Below are 19,984 nucleotides of genomic sequence, written 5' to 3' on the forward strand. Positions count from 1 at the left end.
AGACGGTGGATTCACGGAAAAAATTATATTATTCAACGTTTTTATTTGTATACGGGACTTGAAATCTGTACAAATGCGCCTACATCATTTATACCGCCTTAAAACTTTGGCGGATAATGACAGTATTTTTTTGAGGAGGCCAATACAATGTCAACGACACAAAACCAAGAGAATCAAGCGCTTGAAACAACTGAAACAGGCACAAAGCTCTTTGCCGGACTACCTGAAGAACAGGCTGCTGCGCAGACGAAAAATGTTCTGACAGTTTCTGCTCCGAAAGGAAACTCTAGCGAAGCATACACTGTTGAACCAGGCGATGTCATTAAACTGACAGGTTTTAATCCATCTGATGCAACTTTCAAAGTTGACGGTAACAACCTGATCATCTCTGTAGAGGGGCAACCTGATATTTACCTTCTTGATTTTGCAAAGCTTCAAGGCACAGATGCTGGTAACACAACATTTATCGAACTTACTGAAGGCGCAACAGTTGATGCAAACAGCCTCCTTGCACAGTTGACGCCAGAAGCTACAAACGGCAACGGTACTCAAGTGGCAGCCTCAGATGAAAACATTAACGAGATTGAGCCGGCAGCCGGTCCAGCCGCTGGTGCTGCTGGTGGTGCAGGTTTCACCCCTCCTCCAGTTGCAAATGATTCTTTCTCTGCCAATACAGTTAACGCCGAAGTGATCGGCGATTTCCTCGTTGATAGCGAGTTTGGCCAAGCTGATGAACGCCTACTAGAAACACCTAACCGTGCTCCAGATGCTGTGGATGACAACGGCGGTAACGCTGAAGGTGATGCACACACAGTTAAAGAAGATGCTGTACCAAACACAGTTTCAGGCAACGTACTTGCCAACGATACAGACCCAGATGGTGATACGCTGAGTGTAGCAAACCCAGGGACTTACACACTGAACTACGGTACACTTACAATTAACGTAGACGGTACGTACACATACGCCCTAGACAACAGCAACCCAACTGTAAACGCTCTAGATGATGGTGACACGCTCACAGATTCATTTACATACCGCGCAACAGATGGTCAGCTTCAGTCTCCAGCAAACCTAAACATTCGTATCCTAGGTACAAATGATGGTCCTGAGCTAAACAATGATGTAGACCCTAACGACAATAGTCTTTCTATTAAAGAAGATGCAGTACCAAACTTCACATCTGGTAACGTACTTGATAACGACGTTGACCCAGATGGCGATGTGCTCACGGTTGTAAACCCAGGCACGTACACCCTGAACTACGGTACACTTGTGATTAATGCTGACGGTACATACACGTACACACTCGATAACAGCAACCCAACTGTAGACGCCCTAGACAACGGCGATACACTATCAGATAGCTTCACATATGAAGCGACTGATGGCGACCTGAACGATACAGCGGTTCTAACAATCACAATTCACGGTACAAATGACGCTCCTGCTCTTCAAGATGACGTAAACAGCATTTTTGAAAACGCAACACCTGACACAGTAACAGGTAACGTACTTGCGAACGATACAGATGTTGAAGGTGATGCAATCACTGTTTCAAACCCTGGTATCTATGTTCTTAACTACGGTACACTTACACTGAATGGTGACGGCTCATACTCATACCAGCTTGATAACAGCAACCCTACTGTGAACAACATGAAAGCTGGCGATAGCATTCAAGATGCCTTCATTTACCGCGCTACTGATGGTAAGGATAGCTCAACAGCGAATCTAACAATCACAATTCACGGCACAAATGACGGCCCAGTTGCAAACGATGATGTTGCAGCAACAGACGAAGATACGCCGATTACAATTCCAGCAAGCACAATCCTTGCGAACGACTACGAGCTTGAAGGTGACACATTTAACATTACTGCTGTGAATGTAAGGTTTGGTGGCGGTACAGCCGTACTGAACGCAGATGGTAGCGTAACATACACACCACTGCATAACTATAACGGCCCTGCTCAGTTGGAATATACAATTACAGATACTGATGGCCTATCGGATACTGCCGTGATTGATATCAATGTGATTTCAATTAACGATGTACCGCTAGCAGAAGATGACAGCGCTGTGACTCATGAAGATGTGCCTGTACGCATTTCTAACGCTGAAATTCTGCGTAATGACTCTGACCCTGAAGGTGACGCACTCACAATTACAACGGTTCGCGTTGTATCTGGTGGTGGTAGTGCTATTCTTCAACCCAACGGTGACGTGGTTTACACACCTGCGCTAAACTACAATGGCCCTGCGGTTCTTGAGTACGTAGTAACGGATGGAAACGGCGACTTTGATAGTGCCTTCATTAACATTGATGTCCTTCCTGTAAACGATGCAATTTCAGCACTTGATGACTACGCTGAAACACCAGAAGACACTCCGATCACAATTCCTTCAGATAATATTCTTGCGAACGATTACGATCCTGAAGGTGACCCGCTTACAATTACAGCAGTGAGCGTTGTATCAGGCGGAGGTAGTGTTACCCTTAACGCTGACGGCAGTGTAACGTACACGCCAGCGCCAAACTACAGCGGCCCTGCGGTTCTTGAGTACACAGTTGATGACGGCAATGGCAGTACAGATACTGCTTTGATCAACATCACAGTTACACCAGAGAATGATCCAGATGCAGTTGATGACTTCGCAACAACACGAGAAGACACAACAATTGTAATCCCGAATGCAACAATCCTTGCAAACGATGTGGATGATATGGGTCTTGCTCTTACAATTACAGAAGTACGCCTTGTAAGCGGCGGCGGTAGCGTAACGCTACTCGCAAACGGTGATGTATCTTACACACCAGCGCCAAACTACAATGGCCCAGTTGTTCTTGAGTACACAATTCAAGATCCAAACGGTAACGAAGACAGTGCAAACATCTACATTGCAGTCACACCTGTGAACGACGGCCCTGTTGCTGTTGATGACTTTGCTGTGATGAATGAAGATTCTGTTCTTGTCATTCCAGAAGGCACCCTACTGGCCAATGATACTGACCCAGAGGGCGACCCTCTTACAGTAACTCATGTCACTGTTGTAAGCGGTGGCGGCACAGCGACTGTAGATGCTTCAGGTAACGTAACATACGTACCAGCCCTCAACTACAACGGCCCTGTTGTTCTTGAATACACAATTAACGACGGCAACGGCGGTACTGATACTGCGCTTGTTAACATTGACGTTCTGCCTGTAAACGATGCGCCAGTGGCAAACGATGACGCTGCAGCAACAGATGAAGACACGCCAATCACGATTTCAAACGCTGATATCCTATCAAATGACTTTGATGTAGATGGCGATGTGATCACAATTACTGGCGTACGCATGGTAACAGGCCAAGGTACAGCGGTACTCAACGCAGACGGTAGCGTAACTTACACGCCTACTGCCAATTACCACGGCCCTGCTGAAATTGAGTACACAATTGAAGATGAGCACGGTGCAACGGATACAGCAATTATCCGCGTAACAGTAAGATCTGTAAATGATGGTCCACAGGCAAACGATGATGCCTTCACAACGCCAGAAGATACAGCAATTACAATGACATCTGCTCAGATCCTATCAAACGATACGGACCCTGAAGGCGATCCTCTATCAATCACAAGCGTGATTGTAGTAAGCGGTGGCGGTACAGCGGTACTGAATGCTGATGGTAGCGTAACGTACACACCAGCGGCTGACTACAACGGCCCTGCGGTTCTTGAGTACGTTATGACTGATGGCACAGCTTCTGATAGTGCCTTCATCAACATTAACGTAACGCCTGTTAATGATGCGCCTGATGCAAACGATGATAGCTTCACAACTGCTGAAGATACTGCACTGACAATTCCAGCTGCAAACATCCTTGCAAACGACACAGACCCAGATGGTGACACACTCACAATTACTGGCGTAAGCGTTCTTTCAGGTGGTGGTACAGCGGTACTAAACGCTGATGGTAGCGTAACTTACACGCCAGCAGCTGATTACCACGGCCCTGCGGTTCTTGAGTACAGCATCTCTGATGGTAACGGTGGTACAGATACAGCACGTATCAATATCACAGTAACGCCTGAGAACGACCCTGATGCAGTTGATGACTTCACTAGCACTAATGAAGACACAACTGTAATCATCCCGAACGCAACAATCCTTGCGAACGATGTGGATGACATGGGCATGACACTCACAATTACCAATGTACGCGTTGTAAGCGGCGGCGGTACAGTACAGCTCCTAGCAAACGGTGATGTATCTTACACCCCTGCTCAAGGTTACAACGGCTCAGCAACGCTTGAGTACACAATCACAGACCCGGATGGCAACACTGATAGTGCAAACATCTTTGTGGCAATCAACCCTGTGAACGATGGCCCAACAGCTGTAAACGACGTAGCAGTCATGAACGAAGACACTGTTCTTGTGATTCCTGAAGGCACACTGCTTGCTAATGACAGTGACCCTGACGGTGACCCACTGAACGTAACAGGTGTAACTGTTGTAAGCGGTGGCGGTACAGCAACAATTGATTCTGCAGGTAACGTAACGTACGTACCAGCCCTCAACTACAACGGTCCAGTTGTCCTTGAGTACAGCATCTCTGATGGTAACGGCGGTACAGATACGGCGCTTGTCAACATTACTGTAAACCCAGTCAATGATGATCCAAACGCTCGTAACGATAACTACACAACTGCCGAAGACACATCTGTTGGCCTAGACCTTCTAGCGAACGATACAGATGTAGATGGTGACACACTAACAATTACACACATTGCTGGTGTAGCCCTAACAGGTGGCGCTCAGTCAATTGATGTAGGTAACGGTCGCGTAGAAATTGCTGCAAACGGTTCTATGCGCTTCCACCCTGATGCAAACTGGAACGGTACTGAAACATTCAACTACCAAGTTTCAGATGGTAACGGTGGTACAGACACTGCAACAGTTCGTGTAAACGTAGACGCTCGTAACGATGGCCCTGATGCCCGTAACGATAACTACACAACAAACGAAGATACGTCAGTGAACCTGAACCTTCTGGCAAACGATACTGACCCAGATGGCGATACGCTCACAATTACACATATTGATGGTGTAGCCCTAACAGGTAACGCGCAAACAATTGATGTGGGTAACGGTCGCGTAATCATTGCGTCTAACGGCACAATGCGCTTCCAACCGGATGCCAGCTGGAATGGAACTGAGGCCTTCAGCTACCAGATCTCTGATGGCAACGGTGGCAGCGATACTGCAACTGTACGTGTAACAGTGAGAGCTGTAAACGACGGTCCAGATGCTCGCAACGATAACTACACAACAGATGAAGATGTCTCAGTGAACCTGAACCTTCTGGCAAATGATACTGACCCTGAAGGCGACACACTCCGCATCACGCACATTGATGGCACAGCCCTAACAGGTAATGCACAAACAATTGATGTGGGTAATGGCCGTGTCATTATCTCATCAACAGGTGCTATGCGCTTTGAGCCAGATGCTAACTGGAATGGTATTGAAACATTCAACTACACAATTACAGACGGTAATGGTGGCACAGACACTGCCCGCGTAACTGTTGAAGTATGTGCAGTAAACGACGGCCCAGATGCTCGCAACGATAACTACACAACAGATGAAGACACTGCGGTGAATATCAATCTGCTTGCGAACGACACAGATATCGATGGCGATACACTCCGCATCACACATATTGCTGGCACAGCCCTAACTGGCGGCGCACAAACAATTGATGTGGGTAACGGTCGTGTCATTATCTCGTCAACGGGTGCTATGCGCTTCCAACCGGATAACGGCTGGTTTGGTACTGAAACATTCAACTACCGCATTACAGATGGTAACGGTGGCTCTGATACAGCAACAGTAAGAGTTGTTGTACGCGAAGGCAACAACGGCCCTGATGCGAAGAATGATAGCTACACAACAAACGAAGATACGTCAGTAAACCTGAACCTTCTAGCGAATGATACTGACCCTGACGGCGATACGCTTCGTATCACTCATATTGAAGGTGTAAGACTCACAGGCAGTGCACAAACAATTGATGTGGGTAACGGTCGTGTCATCATTACTTCTGCTGGTGCTATGCGCTTCCAGCCTGATGCAAACTGGAATGGTACTGAAACATTTAGCTACCGAATCTCTGATGGTAATGGGGGTGTAGACTCTGCACGCGTAACTATTAATGTTAAACCAGTAAACGATGGCCCTGATGCGAAGAATGATAGCTTCACAATCAATGAAGACCAAACCCTTTACCTCAACGGTGGATCAAAGCTTCTTGCGAATGACCGTGATATTGATGGTGATAGTCTAAATATTACGCACATCAACGGTGTAAGACTGACTGGCGGCAACCAAAACATTGATGTAGGACGCGGTACAGTGGTTGTTGGCAGTGATGGCAGCATGCAGTTCCGTCCAGATCGTAACTGGAACGGCACAGAGACATTCACTTACAGAATCTCTGATGGCAACGGCGGCAGTGATACAGCAACTGTAACAGTCAAAGTAAGACCAGTAAATGATGGTCCGAACGCACGTAACGACTCTGTATCTGTAAACGAGAACCAGTCTATTGCGATTAGCGTTCTAAACAACGATACAGACCCTGATGGCGATGCATTACACATCACACGTATTGTAAGTGGTCCAAACTTTGGTAGCGCTTACGTATCAGGCGGACGTATCATTTACACAGCAGGCTCTGTAACATCAGATCGCACGGTTACTTTCAGATATGAAATCTCTGATGGTCACGGTGGTACTGATATTGCAACCGTAACAGTAAACGTACGTAACACTTGGAACCCTGGCGGTGACGGCGGCGGTGACGGCGGCGGTGATTGCCCACTTATCATTGACCTAGACGGTGACGGCCTTGAGCTTATCGCTCTAGAAGACTCAAACGCTATGTTTGATGTTGATGGTGACGGACAAGCAGAGCACACAGCATGGGCTTCATCTGATGATGGTATCCTTGCGATGGACTGGAACGGTGACGGCATCATTAATGATGTAACTGAAGTCTTTGGTAACAGCCTACAAGACGGTTTCACTGAGCTTATTGAGCTTGATGACAACGGTGATGGCGTCATTAACCAAGATGACAGCCTGTTCTCTAGCCTACAAGTATGGCAGGACTACAACGGTGACGGTATCTCTGATGCTGGTGAGCTGAGCAGCCTTGCTGACCACGGTATCACGTCACTTGGTGCAGTTGGCAATGAAAACCCAATGGTGATCAACGGCCAAACAATTACGCACACAAGTAGTGTTGAGTACGCTGATGGAACATCACGTGACATCTACAGTGTATGGTTCCAGAACGAGAACACAAGTTCAAGTGACCATAACTACGATGAGATTGACCTTACAGGTGACTCTCTAGTTGGCTTCAGCGTATCACTTGACGATGTTCTGAGTACGGCTTCAAACACGCTTGTGATCTCTGGTGATGATGGTGATGCGGTGACAACAACTGAGTTCACTGAACGTAACGATAACGTAACGATTGGTGACCAGACATACGCGTCATTCACAGACAGCAACCACACAGGAACAATCCTGATTGAGCTTGGCCTGACTGTAAACGGCGAGACAATGACAGACGTTGTTTAAAATCAAAAACTTAAAGGGCCGCAAGAGCGGCCCTTTTTTTTGTTCTACATCACCCTTTTCTATCAATCTTTTATTGACATCAGCTCACCCTTTGTATACAAATAGACATCTTGTATCTTTACTCTCTTTTTTGACGTCTACACCTGGAGGATTCCTATGACGACGCAAATTACCCCCATCCCTCAATGGGTTTTCAATGCAAAAATGCCAGACGGTTACGACCCAAAGGCCAACTTTTCCCAAATGCAAGCCACATGGGACAGCATCCCTCGTGAAAAAGGTGAGCTGGGTCAGCGTCTGCAAATCTACGTGATTGCGTATTTTATGGGCATCACAAAGATTGAAATCTACAACACAGACAGCCTGAACTACCTTGCAGACAAAGGCATTCTGGATAGCAAGCGCTATCAGCCAACCCCTGCAACGCAGAACTTTCTGTACCACATGGCCACTGAACATCCGGAAAACATTCCCAACAGTGTCTTTGACCTTGAGTTCTACAAAGAACAAAAGCCCAAAGTCGCGCGCTGGCTGGAAAAGAAAATTCGCCGCCACAATGGCGAATACACCTCTTTGGAAAAGCTGGGCCAAGCCCTACTTGCCCTGCCTGGTGCAACGGTTCGCTTTGTGAAGGACCGTGTATCCATCACAGGCCAGTTTAAACTGCTCAAAAATGAGTCAGGCAAGCTGATTGGTGTGGAACACCCTGAAGTTAAGGTGGCCACACCTGAAATCAACACAAGTGAGAATGGCAAAAAGTCTCTCTCGTGGCCTACCTTGGATAAAGGTGACAACCTGCTAGCGCCTCCTCCTGAACCCACAGACATTCCCGAACCTGGTCCTGAATTTGGGCTAGAAGAAAAGAATGAGGGCAAGGAAGAAGCTCCCACTCAGGACCCTGAAGCCACGCCGCACGCTGACGACACCACTCCGGTGAAGGAAGAGCCTGAAGCGGAAAAGAAGTCTGGCGAAGAAGCTCCTCCGAAAACCAAGCGCAAGCCGCGCAAATCGGCAGCCAGCAAAAAAACTGCTGGGAAAGGCCCTAAACGCGGCCCTGATGGACGTTTTCTCAAAAAAGAAGAAACTCCTCCTGAACACCACTTCCGCAGCACTGGAGGCGGCAGTGGCGGCGGAACAGGCTGCTAAACTAATCGACAAACTGAAAGAAGCCCCTTAACGGGGCTTCTTTTGTATTTGTAATAGATTAAACTATAAAGGTTAATCCAGCATTAGCGAAAATGAATAGATTATGAGAACCTGAGCGCAGTGTACTTATGGGTACATGAGCACAGGAAGCGCAATAAGCTAACATTTGCAGCAGAGCTGGGTTGACCTACACAAGTTCAACAGCCATAGCAACAGCTTCACCACCACCAATACATAACGCAGCAATTCCGCGCTTTTTACCAGCAGCTTTTAGAGCATGCACAAGTGTTGTGAGAATACGCGCACCAGAAGCACCAATTGGGTGCCCAAGGGCCACAGCACCACCGTTGACATTTACCCTGTCATGCGGGATGCCTATTTCCTTCATAGCTGCCATAGTCACAACAGAAAACGCCTCATTAATTTCAAACAAATCAAAATCTTTCACAGACATATTAAGGCTGGACATTAACTTCTGCATTGCCTGTACTGGTGCAGTTGTAAACCACTCAGGTTCATGGGCATGAGAGCTATATCCAAGCACTTTTGCCACTGGCTTCAGGCCATACTTTTCAAGGCCTTCAGAAGCACAAAGAACCGCCACTGCAGCACCATCAGAGATTGAGCTGGCGTTTGCAGCGGTCACCGTACCATCTTTGTTAAAAGCAGGTCTCAGGCTTGGTATTTTTTCAGGCATTGCTTTGCTTGGCGCCTCATCTGTATCAACCACAGTGTCGCCCTTGCGGCCTTTAACTGTAACAGGAGCAATTTCCGCCTTAAATGCGCCGCCTTCAATAGCTTTTTTAGCACGACTTAGAGATTCAAGCGCAAATGCATCTTGGTCTTCTCGTGTAAATTGATATTTTTCTGCTGTTTTATCAGCAAAGTGGCCCATAAGCGTACCTTCACTGTAAGCATCTGTTAGGCCATCAAGCATCATACTATCAATAACCTGTCCATGGCCCATACGCATACCACTACGCGCTTTAGGAAGCAGATACGGTGCATTTGTCATGCTTTCCATACCACCCGCAACAATTACATCACCGCGGCCAGCTTTGAGCGTGTCACAAGCCGTCATAAGAGCTTGAAGACCACTCCCACACATTTTATTAAGCGTTGTACATGGCGTTGCTTGTGCAATACCTGCTCCAAGAGCAGCTTGGCGTGCAGGTGCTTGGCCTTGACCAGCCATAAGAACATTCCCCATAAACACCTCATCCACAGACTCTGGAGATACACCGCCTTTTTCAAGCGCAGCTTCAATTGCAACCGCACCAAGCTCTGCTGCAGTTACAGTGCTAAATGCGCCTTGCATACTGCCCATTGGCGTTCTGGCTGTACTTACAATGTAGATATCTGAAGTTGTCATGAAGAACCCTTACATTTTTTAATTTTGCGCTATCCTATCACACTTTGATCCCCTACTCTATAGAACCAGTAAAAGGAGAGAAAAGATGTACAAGAAAGAATCCCCTAAACACTGCCTCACAATTGATGATTTAGAGATCGGACAAACCACCCGCCGTCCTTACACCATCACTTATGAAATGGTGGAAGCTTTTAGTAAGATTTGTGGAGACTGGAACCCTGTTCATCATGACCCCGAGTACGCTGCGGAAACGATCTTTAAAGCACAGATTGCGCACGGGATGATTTCTGTCTCTCAATTCAGTGCTATTTTCGGCATGGAAAGCCCAGGCCTTGGAACAGTCTATCTCTCTCAAAATATTGAATTTTTAAGGCCTGTCTATCTTGACAGCTCTTACACTGCAGTGGCCGAAGTGTCAGCTATATGTCAAGAATCAAAAACTGTCACTTACCTGACGTGGTGTGAGGATTCTGAAGGAAACAAAATTATTGACGGTTCAGCGACAGTCAAGGCTATCCCGCAGAAAATAAAGCATAATTTAAATTTAGATAAATATTTAGGATAGTTTTGTCAGTTTGATGGCTTGAAAAGTCATGCTAAACTGCATAAAACCTAGGGTAGGTATAACGATTAAATAAGCATGATGTAAGGGAACCCGTTATGGTCACAAAGACGCCAGACGATATTGTAATTGAGAGTAATGAGATCACGACAGAAGGCGAGACTGTCAATGTATCCTCTCAATCAGAATCTCCAAAGCAAGAAGAGAACGAAGAGATTGCAGCTCTAGAAGATGGAGCCCCTACTGAAGACATTGCAACGTTTGATGCATCTGAAATCCAAGAAACTGCCTCCCTTAATGACGCCCTCCCTGGCGTTAACTTCATGCGTAAACTATACGGTACAGACTATACAAGTGACCCTACAGGTGCTCGTAGCTATTATTACGACTTTGCAAATGAAAGTGCTGGCGTTGGTGAAAGCCAGTTTTATCTATCGTTCTACAGTACATTTGATACATCATACTTTGGATTTACCGGCACATCTGGCGATGATGTGATTAACCGTATTACCGATGATCCACAATTTAGTGATATCCCTTACATCCTAAACGGTCTTGAAGGTAACGATAACATTACCGGTTCTAACGCTGATAATATGCTGATTGGTGGCGCAGACGATGATATCCTGAACGGTAACGGTGGTGATGATGTCTTCTACTATGAAGGACATAACAACGGTATTGATAACATTAATGGTGGTGTAGGTGAAGATGCCATCCTTGGTAGCTCTGGTGATGATACCATTGGTGTACAAACTCTTAATGATTCACGATCTATTGAAGTTATTGATGGTGGTGACGGCATTGATACGATCCGTGGCGGCGATACAGGCACAGATAACTTTGACCTCCGTAATATAGAAGTTCGTAACATTGAGTTTTACGATCTAGGTGATGGCGGCACAGATACATTCTACGGTACATCTGACGCAGATACGATTCTCACTGGTTCTGGTACAAAACGTATTTTTGGTGAAGATGGTGACGATACTATTATTCTCAAGACCTCTCACACAAGTGGTGAAAGTAATGAGTATGATGGTGGCGCAGGCTTTGACCAAATCATTACACAAGACCCTACACAAAACTTTACTCTCCGCATGCGCGAGCTTCGCCCTGAAGATAGTATTGAAAGCATTGACCTTGGTTCTGGTACAAATGTTATTGAAGGCACGTCAGGCGGTAACCGTCTAGATTTCTCTACAACGGCTCTTAATGGTGTCAGCCTTATTGATGGCCTTGGCGGTTCGGATACGATTATTGGTACATCTGGCAATGATGTAATTCGCGGTGGCGAAGGCTCGGATACTATGTCTGGTGGGGATGGTGATGATATCTTCCTTGTAGAAGGTATTGACCCAAGCACATCTGCACGTGATGACTTTGATGGAGGTGCAGGTTTTGACCAAATTATTGGTACTGCGGGTAATGAACTTGTTCGTGTCCGCTTCCTAAATGCTGCGGATAGCATTGAAGTTCTTGATCTGGGTGCAGGTTATGACGTTCTAGAAACACGTGGTAGCAGTAATATTGACTTATCAGGTATGACAGTACTTGGCCTAGACTTTATTAATGGTGGTTCAAGCTCTGATAATATTACAGCCACGCAAGGCGATGACTTTATTCAAGGTAATGGTGGTAATGATACACTGAATGGTGCTGGCGGTGTCAACACGGCTGTCTTTAATGGTGTATTCACAGACTATGAAATCACAGATAACGGTGATGGTACATTTACTGTACTTGATCTCAACACAGCTGATGGTAATGATGGCCGCGATACACTGATTAACATTAACTACGCACAGTTCTCTAACTACACAGAGACACTGATCGCCCCTAACCTGCCTCCAGTAGCCGTAGATGACAACATCACGCTAGATGAAGACACTGAAGTTACGTTTAACCCAACGGGTAACGATACAGACCCGGGTGATACAATTACCCTTGTTGCAATTGATACACCTGTCAACGGTAACCTGATTGACAATGGTGATGGTACATTCACATATGAGCCATTTAATAACTTCAACGGCTCAGAGTCGATTTCATACACAATTGAAGATGCTGCGGGCCAACAAGCGACAGGTACGATTAACTTTAACGTCACACCTGTAAATGATGCCCCTGATGCACGCAACAACGGCACAACGATTAATGAAGATGAAACGGCTACGATTGACGTTCTAGGTAACGATAGAGATGTAGATGGTGACACGCTTTCTATTGTGAGCTTTGACCAGCCTGCAAATGGTAGTGTTGTTCTAAACCCAGACGGTACATTTACATACACGCCAAGTGGTAACTATTTTGGTGTAGATAGCTTTGACTACACAATTACAGACGGAGAGTTCCAAGATACTGCCACTGTAAACATTACAATTAATGCCGCCAATGATGCCCCAGATACAGTAGAAGATAACATTACTGTAGAAGAAGACAGTTTCATTACATTTGATGTACTGGCTAATGACAGCGATGTTGATGGCGATACGATTACACTTGAAAGCTTCACGCTTCCAACTGAGGGTACACTGGTACAAAACCCAGATGGTACATTTACGTACACCCCTGCCCCAGACTTTAACGGTACCGATAGTTTTACGTACACAGTAACGGATGGCACGGCCTCTCGCGTAGAAAATGTAAATATTACGGTTGATCCAGAAAACGATACGCCAATTACACTGTCTGACTCTGCAACAACACAAGAAGATAACAGTGTTGTTATTGATGTTCTTGCCAATGACAGTGACCCTGACGGCGACGCGCTCACAGTTTCATCTGTGACAGATGGTGCCAACGGTACAGTTGCCATCAACCCAGAAGGTACGGTGACATACACACCAAATGCTGACTTCCACGGTAACGATAGCTTCACATACATTGCCAATGACGGTAATGGCGGTACAGTAACTGAAACAGTTACTGTACAAGTAAACCCAGAAAATGACGCGCCAGTCACTGTTGTTGATGATATCAGCGTGAATGAAGATGAAAGCATCAATATCCAGGTTCTTCTGAACGATACAGATGTAGACGGAGACACGCTTTCAATTGATAGCTTTACGCAGCCTGCAAACGGCGCTGTGACACTAAACCCAGACGGTTCATTCACATACACACCAACTGCAAACTACAACGGTGCAGATACATTTACGTATACTGTAACGGACGGTCAGCTAACGCGTACAGAAACAGTAAACATTACAGTTGACCCTGTAAATGATGACCCAACTGTAGATACTGCCATTAACCTGAACACAGATGAAGATACAGACATCACTGTAGATGTACTGGCTCTTGCAACAGACGTAGATGGCGACACGCTGTCTATCTCAGTTCACCCAGATTCAGCTCAAGGTGGTTCTGTACAAGTTGTGAATGGTGAAGTGGTTTACTCACCTGCAAACAACTTCAACGGTGCAGATAGCTTCACATACACAATTACAGACGGTAACGGTGGTTCATTCACAGGTACTGTAAACATTGATGTTGCCCCTATTAATGATGCGCCTAACGCCATCATTAACAACTACGAAACAGATGAAGAAGCTGCTATTACATTTGATGTTCTAAGCAACGATAATGATATTGATGGCGATGCAATTAGCCTAGATAGCTTCACGCAACCTGCAAACGGTTCTCTCGTACAGAACCCAGATGGTACGCTAAGCTACACGCCAGACGACGGCTTTAATGGCATTGATACATTCACATACACAATTACAGACCCAGACGGTCTAACAGATACAGCCACTGTAAACATTACAGTAAACGCTGTGAACGATGCGCCTGAGACTCAAGCTGATAACATTGTACTGGATGAAGATACGTCTGCAACGTTTGATGTTCTTGCAAACGATAGTGACCCTGATGGTGATGCGCTTTCTGTTGCAACATTCACAAACCCTGCAAACGGTAGCCTGACACAAAACACTGATGGGACATTCACATATAATCCAAATGGAAACTTTAACGGCTCTGATAGCTTTACATACACTGTAACGGACGGCATTGAAACACGTACGGAAACTGTAAACATTACAGTAAACCCTATTAACGATGCGCCTGTTGCCTCTCATGATGATGTGGTTCTAGATGAAGATACATCAGCAACATTTGATGTTCTTGCAAACGATAGCGACGTTGATGGTGACGCCCTCTCTGTTGAAAGCTTTGTACAACCTGCTAACGGCAGCGTAGTGCAAAACCCAGACGGTACATTCAGCTACACACCAGCTGCAGGCTTCAATGGTTCTGATAGTTTCACATACACAGTCACTGATGGCTCTCTTACACACACAACCACAGTTAATATTATTGTAAACGCTATTAATGACGCGCCAGTAACACAAGCTGATAACGTTGTGCTGGATGAAGATACAGCTGCAACGTTTGACGTGCTTGCCAATGATAGCGACCCTGATGGTGACGCTCTATCTGTTGAAAGCTTCACACAGCCTGCAAACGGCTCAGTGGTTCAAAACCCAGACGGTACGTTCACATACAACCCGGCTGCAAACTACAACGGTAACGATAGCTTTACGTACACAGTAACAGATGGCAATGGAGCATCAGTTACTGAAACTGTGAACATTGTTGTAAACCCAATTAATGATGCACCAAACACAACACTTGATGACATCACTCTTGATGAAGATACAACAGCAACATTTGATGTTCTTGCAAACGATGGTGACGTTGATGGTGATGTACTTTCTGTAGAAAGCTTTACACAGCCTGCAAATGGTGTCATTGCACAAAACCCAGATGGCACACTTACATTCACACCAAATGATAACTTCAATGGAACAGACAGCTTCACTTACACTGTGACTGACGGCATTGAGTCTCGCACAGAAACAGTAAACATTGTTGTGAACCCAGTGAATGACCTGAGCGATGCAGACGAAAGCATCACAGTTTCTGAGAATGACGACTTCATGGTCAATGTTCTTGATAACACTGACAACCCAGACGGCCCAATTGACGCAACTGTTATTGGTACGGGTGATATTCGTGTCATTAACAATGGTAACGATATTACAGCAGACTTCCAACTAGAGCCTGTATCTCTTGGTGCTTCTGCGGCTTACCGTATTACGCATACACCAACAGGTAACACAGGTATCCTGAGCATTAATGCCGGGGGTGAGTTCGCCCTTGATAACGAAACAAACAACCTGTTTGATTTCCTAGACGAAGGCGACAATGCTGAGATCACACTTGATTACACACTAACAGACGGCATCGATACAGCTGCCTCTACTGCAACAATCAACGTGATTGGTTCTCTAGATGCGCCAATTACAGTTGCGGATGTTGTGACACTGGATGAAGATACAACAGCAACATTTGATGTACTTGCAAATGATTACGACGTTGATGGCGACACAATCAGCCTAGAAAGCTTTACTCAGCCAGCAAATGGTAACGTAGTACAAAATCCAGACGGTACGTTCACGTTCACGCCAAATGCTGACTTCAACGGCAACGATAGCTTCACTTACACAGTGACAGATGGCACAAGCTCTGTGACTGAGACAGTCTCTATCATTGTAAATGAGGTGAATGACGCCCCTATTACAGCGCCTGATGATGTTGTACTTGATGAAGATACGTCTGCAACATTTGATGTTCTTGCCAATGATAGCGACCTTGATGGTGACGTACTTTCTGTAGATAGCTTCACACAGCCTGCTAACGGCTCAGTGGTGCAAAACCCAGATGGCACATTCACATACACGCCAGCTGCAGACTACAACGGTAACGATACATTCACATACACAGTATCTGACGGCTCAAGTCTGGTCACAGAAACAGTAAACATTGTCGTTAACCCAATTAACGATGCACCTGTTGCTGGCCCAGATACAATCACTCTAGATGAAGATACAGTTGCAACATTTGATGTACTGGCCAATGACAGCGATGTTGATGGTGATGCTCTATCTGTTGAAAGCTTCACACAACCTGCTAACGGTACAGTGGTGCAAAACCCAGATAGCACATTTAGCTTCACGCCAAATGCAGACTTTAACGGTAACGATAGCTTCACATACACAGTAACAGACGGCGCTATTGCAGTTACACAAACAGTTGACCTGATTGTGAACCCTGTAAACGATGGCCCACAAACTGTAGAAGACGGTGTTGTGCTTGATGAAGATACATCAGCAACATTTGATGTCCTTGCAAACGATAGCGACCCTGATGGTGACGCCCTATCTGTAACAGCCTTCACGCAAGGTGCAAACGGTACAGTGGTGCAAAACCCAGACGGTACATTCAGCTACACACCAAATGCTGACTTCAACGGCTCAGATACATTTATCTACACAGTATCTGATGGCACTGAAGAGCGTATGGAAGTGGTGAACATTACTGTTAACCCAGTGAATGACGTTCCTGTAACGCAATCAGATGATGTTGTTCTAGATGAAGATACGTCTGCAACATTTGATGTACTTGCAAACGATAGCGACATTGATGGCGACGCTCTCTCAGTAGAAAGCTTCACACAGCCTACTAACGGCGTTGTCGTGCAAAACCCAGATGGTACATTCACATACACACCATCTGCCGATTACAACGGTAATGACACATTTACGTACACAGTCACAGACGGCACTGAGTCAGTGACTGAAACTGTGAACATTGTTGTGAACCCAGTTGATGATCCAGTGGGCGACATTGTCCCTCTTCCAACAGATGAGCACACAATTGACATTACATTCATAGATGAAAGTGCTGGATTCAAAAACAGCTTCGGTTATATCTTTGTAGATGCTGAAGGCACAATCCATGAAACAGGCCTTGTGTGGGAGAACTCATCTAAAGTTGGTAGCGGTGGAGATCTTGTTCCAGGTCAAAGCGTTGAAACAATCACTGTGCCTGAAGGCCTCTACGCAGAGTTCTTCATTATTGCAAATGGTGAGCGTGTTAACCAAAGCTATGACAACCATATTGATCTAGACACAGGTACAATTGCCTTTGTTGATGAAAATGGTGAAAAAGCCAACATTAACGATGCAACAGACCCTATCCTTGTTTATACCGACGCAAATGGAAATGAGATTGATGTTCGCGGACATGTATTCCTTACACCTGAGAACAACCTTCTTAACCCTGATGACATTGACCATGTGAAACTCACAAACGGTGACGATGGTGCTATCCGCGTTGGTTTTGAAGACCTAATGCAAGGTGGGGACAAAGACTTTGATGACCTTATTCTAGATATTAAAGTCAATGACCTTGAAAACCTTGATACTGGTGATCTAGACCCACGCTTCTACAACACGGCAAGTAACGGCCTTCCAGACGCACCAGCTATTGATGCTCTTCCAATTCCAGAGCACGATGTTGAGATTGTCTTCCAAGGCGAAACTGCAGCTTATAAAAATACATTTGGTTACTACACAGTTGACGGCTCAGGTAACATTCACAATGTTGGTATTGTGTTTGATAATGCCTCTCGTGCAGGTAGTGGTGGTAACCTTGTTACGGGTGTAAGCTCAGAAACAATCACTATTCCTGAAGGTCAGTATGTAGAGTTCTTCATTATTGCAAACGGCTTCCGTGAAAATGACAGCTTCGATAGTATCGATCTTGAAAATGGTCAGCTTAACTTCCTGAATGCTGCTGGCGATGCCTTTGCTAACGTAAATGATGGCACACCTCCTCAGCTGGTGTTCACAGATGACAACGGTAATACATTTGCCCTAGACGGTAACGTATACCACTCTGCGAATTCAGCTCTAAATGGTGACGGTATTAACCACGTGATGCTTGAATCACAAGGCATTAACGATACACGCCTCAGCTTTGAAGACCTACGCGGCGGCGGTGATAGCGACTTCAATGATGTGATCGTAGACATTAACATGTCACGCATCCATATCCGCGGTGACGCTGATGCCAACACAATTGACATGCGTAACATGGACTTCAACTTCTACAATGAGTTCATCTACCCTGCAGGTGCTGGTGATGACATCGTTATGGGTAGCGCAGTACGTGATGTACTTCGCGGCCATGCTGGTAACGATCAAATCTTTGGCCTAGACGGCAACGATATTCTGATTGGTGGCCAAGGCGCAGATATCCTAGATGGCGGAAACGGCGATGATAAACTTCGCTACAAGGCTGATGGTGTTTGGTCTGCAATGTACGGCGCGAAAAACGTAACAACAGGCGACTTTGTAACACTAGACGGCCTGACTCGCACAAACGACATCTTTAAAGGCGGCGCAGGCGAAGATAGACTTCTAGCAACATCTCAAAGTGATGCCCTCTTCCTACATGGTCAGTACGATGTCCCAATGATTGAAGGCGTCGAGCGCTTCTACATGGGTAAAGGTGATGATCTGCTTGATATGTCTAGCGACGTATACACTTATGGCGACATCTTTGCTGCGGGTGGATCTGGTAATGATATTATCTGGTCTAATGCTGGTAATGATGATCTACGCGCAGGCTCTGGTAATGACTGGATTCATGGCGGCGAAGGTAACGATGTGATTAGACTTGGCCACGGTGCCGACCTTGCACAAGGTGGCGAAGGCGACGATAAGATCTATGCTCAACTTGGTAATGATGAAGTCTATGGTGATGCCGGTAATGACCTCCTATACGGTGGTAGCGGCGAAGACCAAATCTTTGGCGGTGAAGGCAATGACCAGATCTACGGCCAAAATGATGATGACTTCATTTCAGGTGGCCAAGGCAATGACATGCTAAACGGTGGCCGTGGTAACGATATCCTAGAAGGTGATGCAGGTAACGATACTCTGTATGGCCACAATGATGACGACACTCTATTTGGTGGCGAAGGCAGCGATATCCTTTACGGTGGTAACGGCGCTGACCTTCTTGTTGCTTCTGTCGGCTTTGACCATCTTCATGGTGGTCGTGGTGATGACACCTTCCAGCTTGATGACCTAAACGCAGCTGAAAACACAATTGTACGCTTCAAAGCGGGTGAAGACAGCATTGATCTGAGCGAAATCATTGACGACCTAGGCGTGAGTGAAAGTGAGTTCCTAGATAATCTATCTCTAGATTACTCTGCGCGTAACACGGCTGAGCTGAACTACAACGATGGTACAACTGAGATCACATTCTTCCACTTCGAGCATGTTGCTCGTAACCTAGAAGCTGATGATCTCGACATCATTACAACGTAACCTTATACAAACAAATCGAAACCGCTTCTGTTGAAGCGGTTTCGTGGTATTATGGGCTAATAATAAAAAAAT

General features: G+C 45.8%; 5 protein-coding genes. 4 read left to right on the forward strand and 1 reads right to left on the reverse strand.

Annotation, left to right across the window (positions count from 1 at the left end; genetic code table 11):
- Positions 1–147: 147 nt before the first annotated feature.
- Positions 148–7,641, forward strand: a complete 7,494-nt coding sequence (locus VX730_02675) for an Ig-like domain-containing protein (protein MEC9291283.1) — start codon at positions 148–150, stop codon at positions 7,639–7,641.
- 156 nt (positions 7,642–7,797) lie between these two features.
- Positions 7,798–8,787, forward strand: a complete 990-nt coding sequence (locus VX730_02680) for a hypothetical protein (protein ID MEC9291284.1) — start codon at positions 7,798–7,800, stop codon at positions 8,785–8,787.
- Positions 8,788–8,974: 187 nt separating this feature from the next.
- On the opposite strand, the gene VX730_02685 is transcribed toward VX730_02680, so the two are convergent.
- Positions 8,975–10,159 carry an acetyl-CoA C-acyltransferase gene (locus VX730_02685; protein ID MEC9291285.1) on the reverse strand — a complete coding sequence of 395 codons (1,185 nt, stop codon included), beginning with the start codon at positions 10,157–10,159 and terminating at the stop codon, positions 8,975–8,977.
- An 85-nt stretch (positions 10,160–10,244) separates the two neighbouring features.
- On the opposite strand from VX730_02685, the gene VX730_02690 reads away from it, so the two are divergent.
- Together VX730_02690 and VX730_02695 are read left to right on the forward strand one after the other, a co-directional pair.
- Entirely contained in the window at positions 10,245–10,724 is a 480-nt protein-coding gene (locus VX730_02690) for a MaoC family dehydratase (protein MEC9291286.1), read from the forward strand.
- A 95-nt stretch (positions 10,725–10,819) separates the two neighbouring features.
- Positions 10,820–19,912 (forward strand): tandem-95 repeat protein, encoded by a 9,093-nt coding sequence (locus VX730_02695; GenBank protein MEC9291287.1) that lies wholly within the window; start codon positions 10,820–10,822, stop codon positions 19,910–19,912.
- The last annotated feature ends 72 nt before the right edge of the window (positions 19,913–19,984 follow it).

The sequence above is a fragment of the Pseudomonadota bacterium genome (assembly GCA_036141575.1).
Lineage (GTDB): Bacteria > Pseudomonadota > Alphaproteobacteria > UBA2136 > JAPKEQ01 > JAPKEQ01.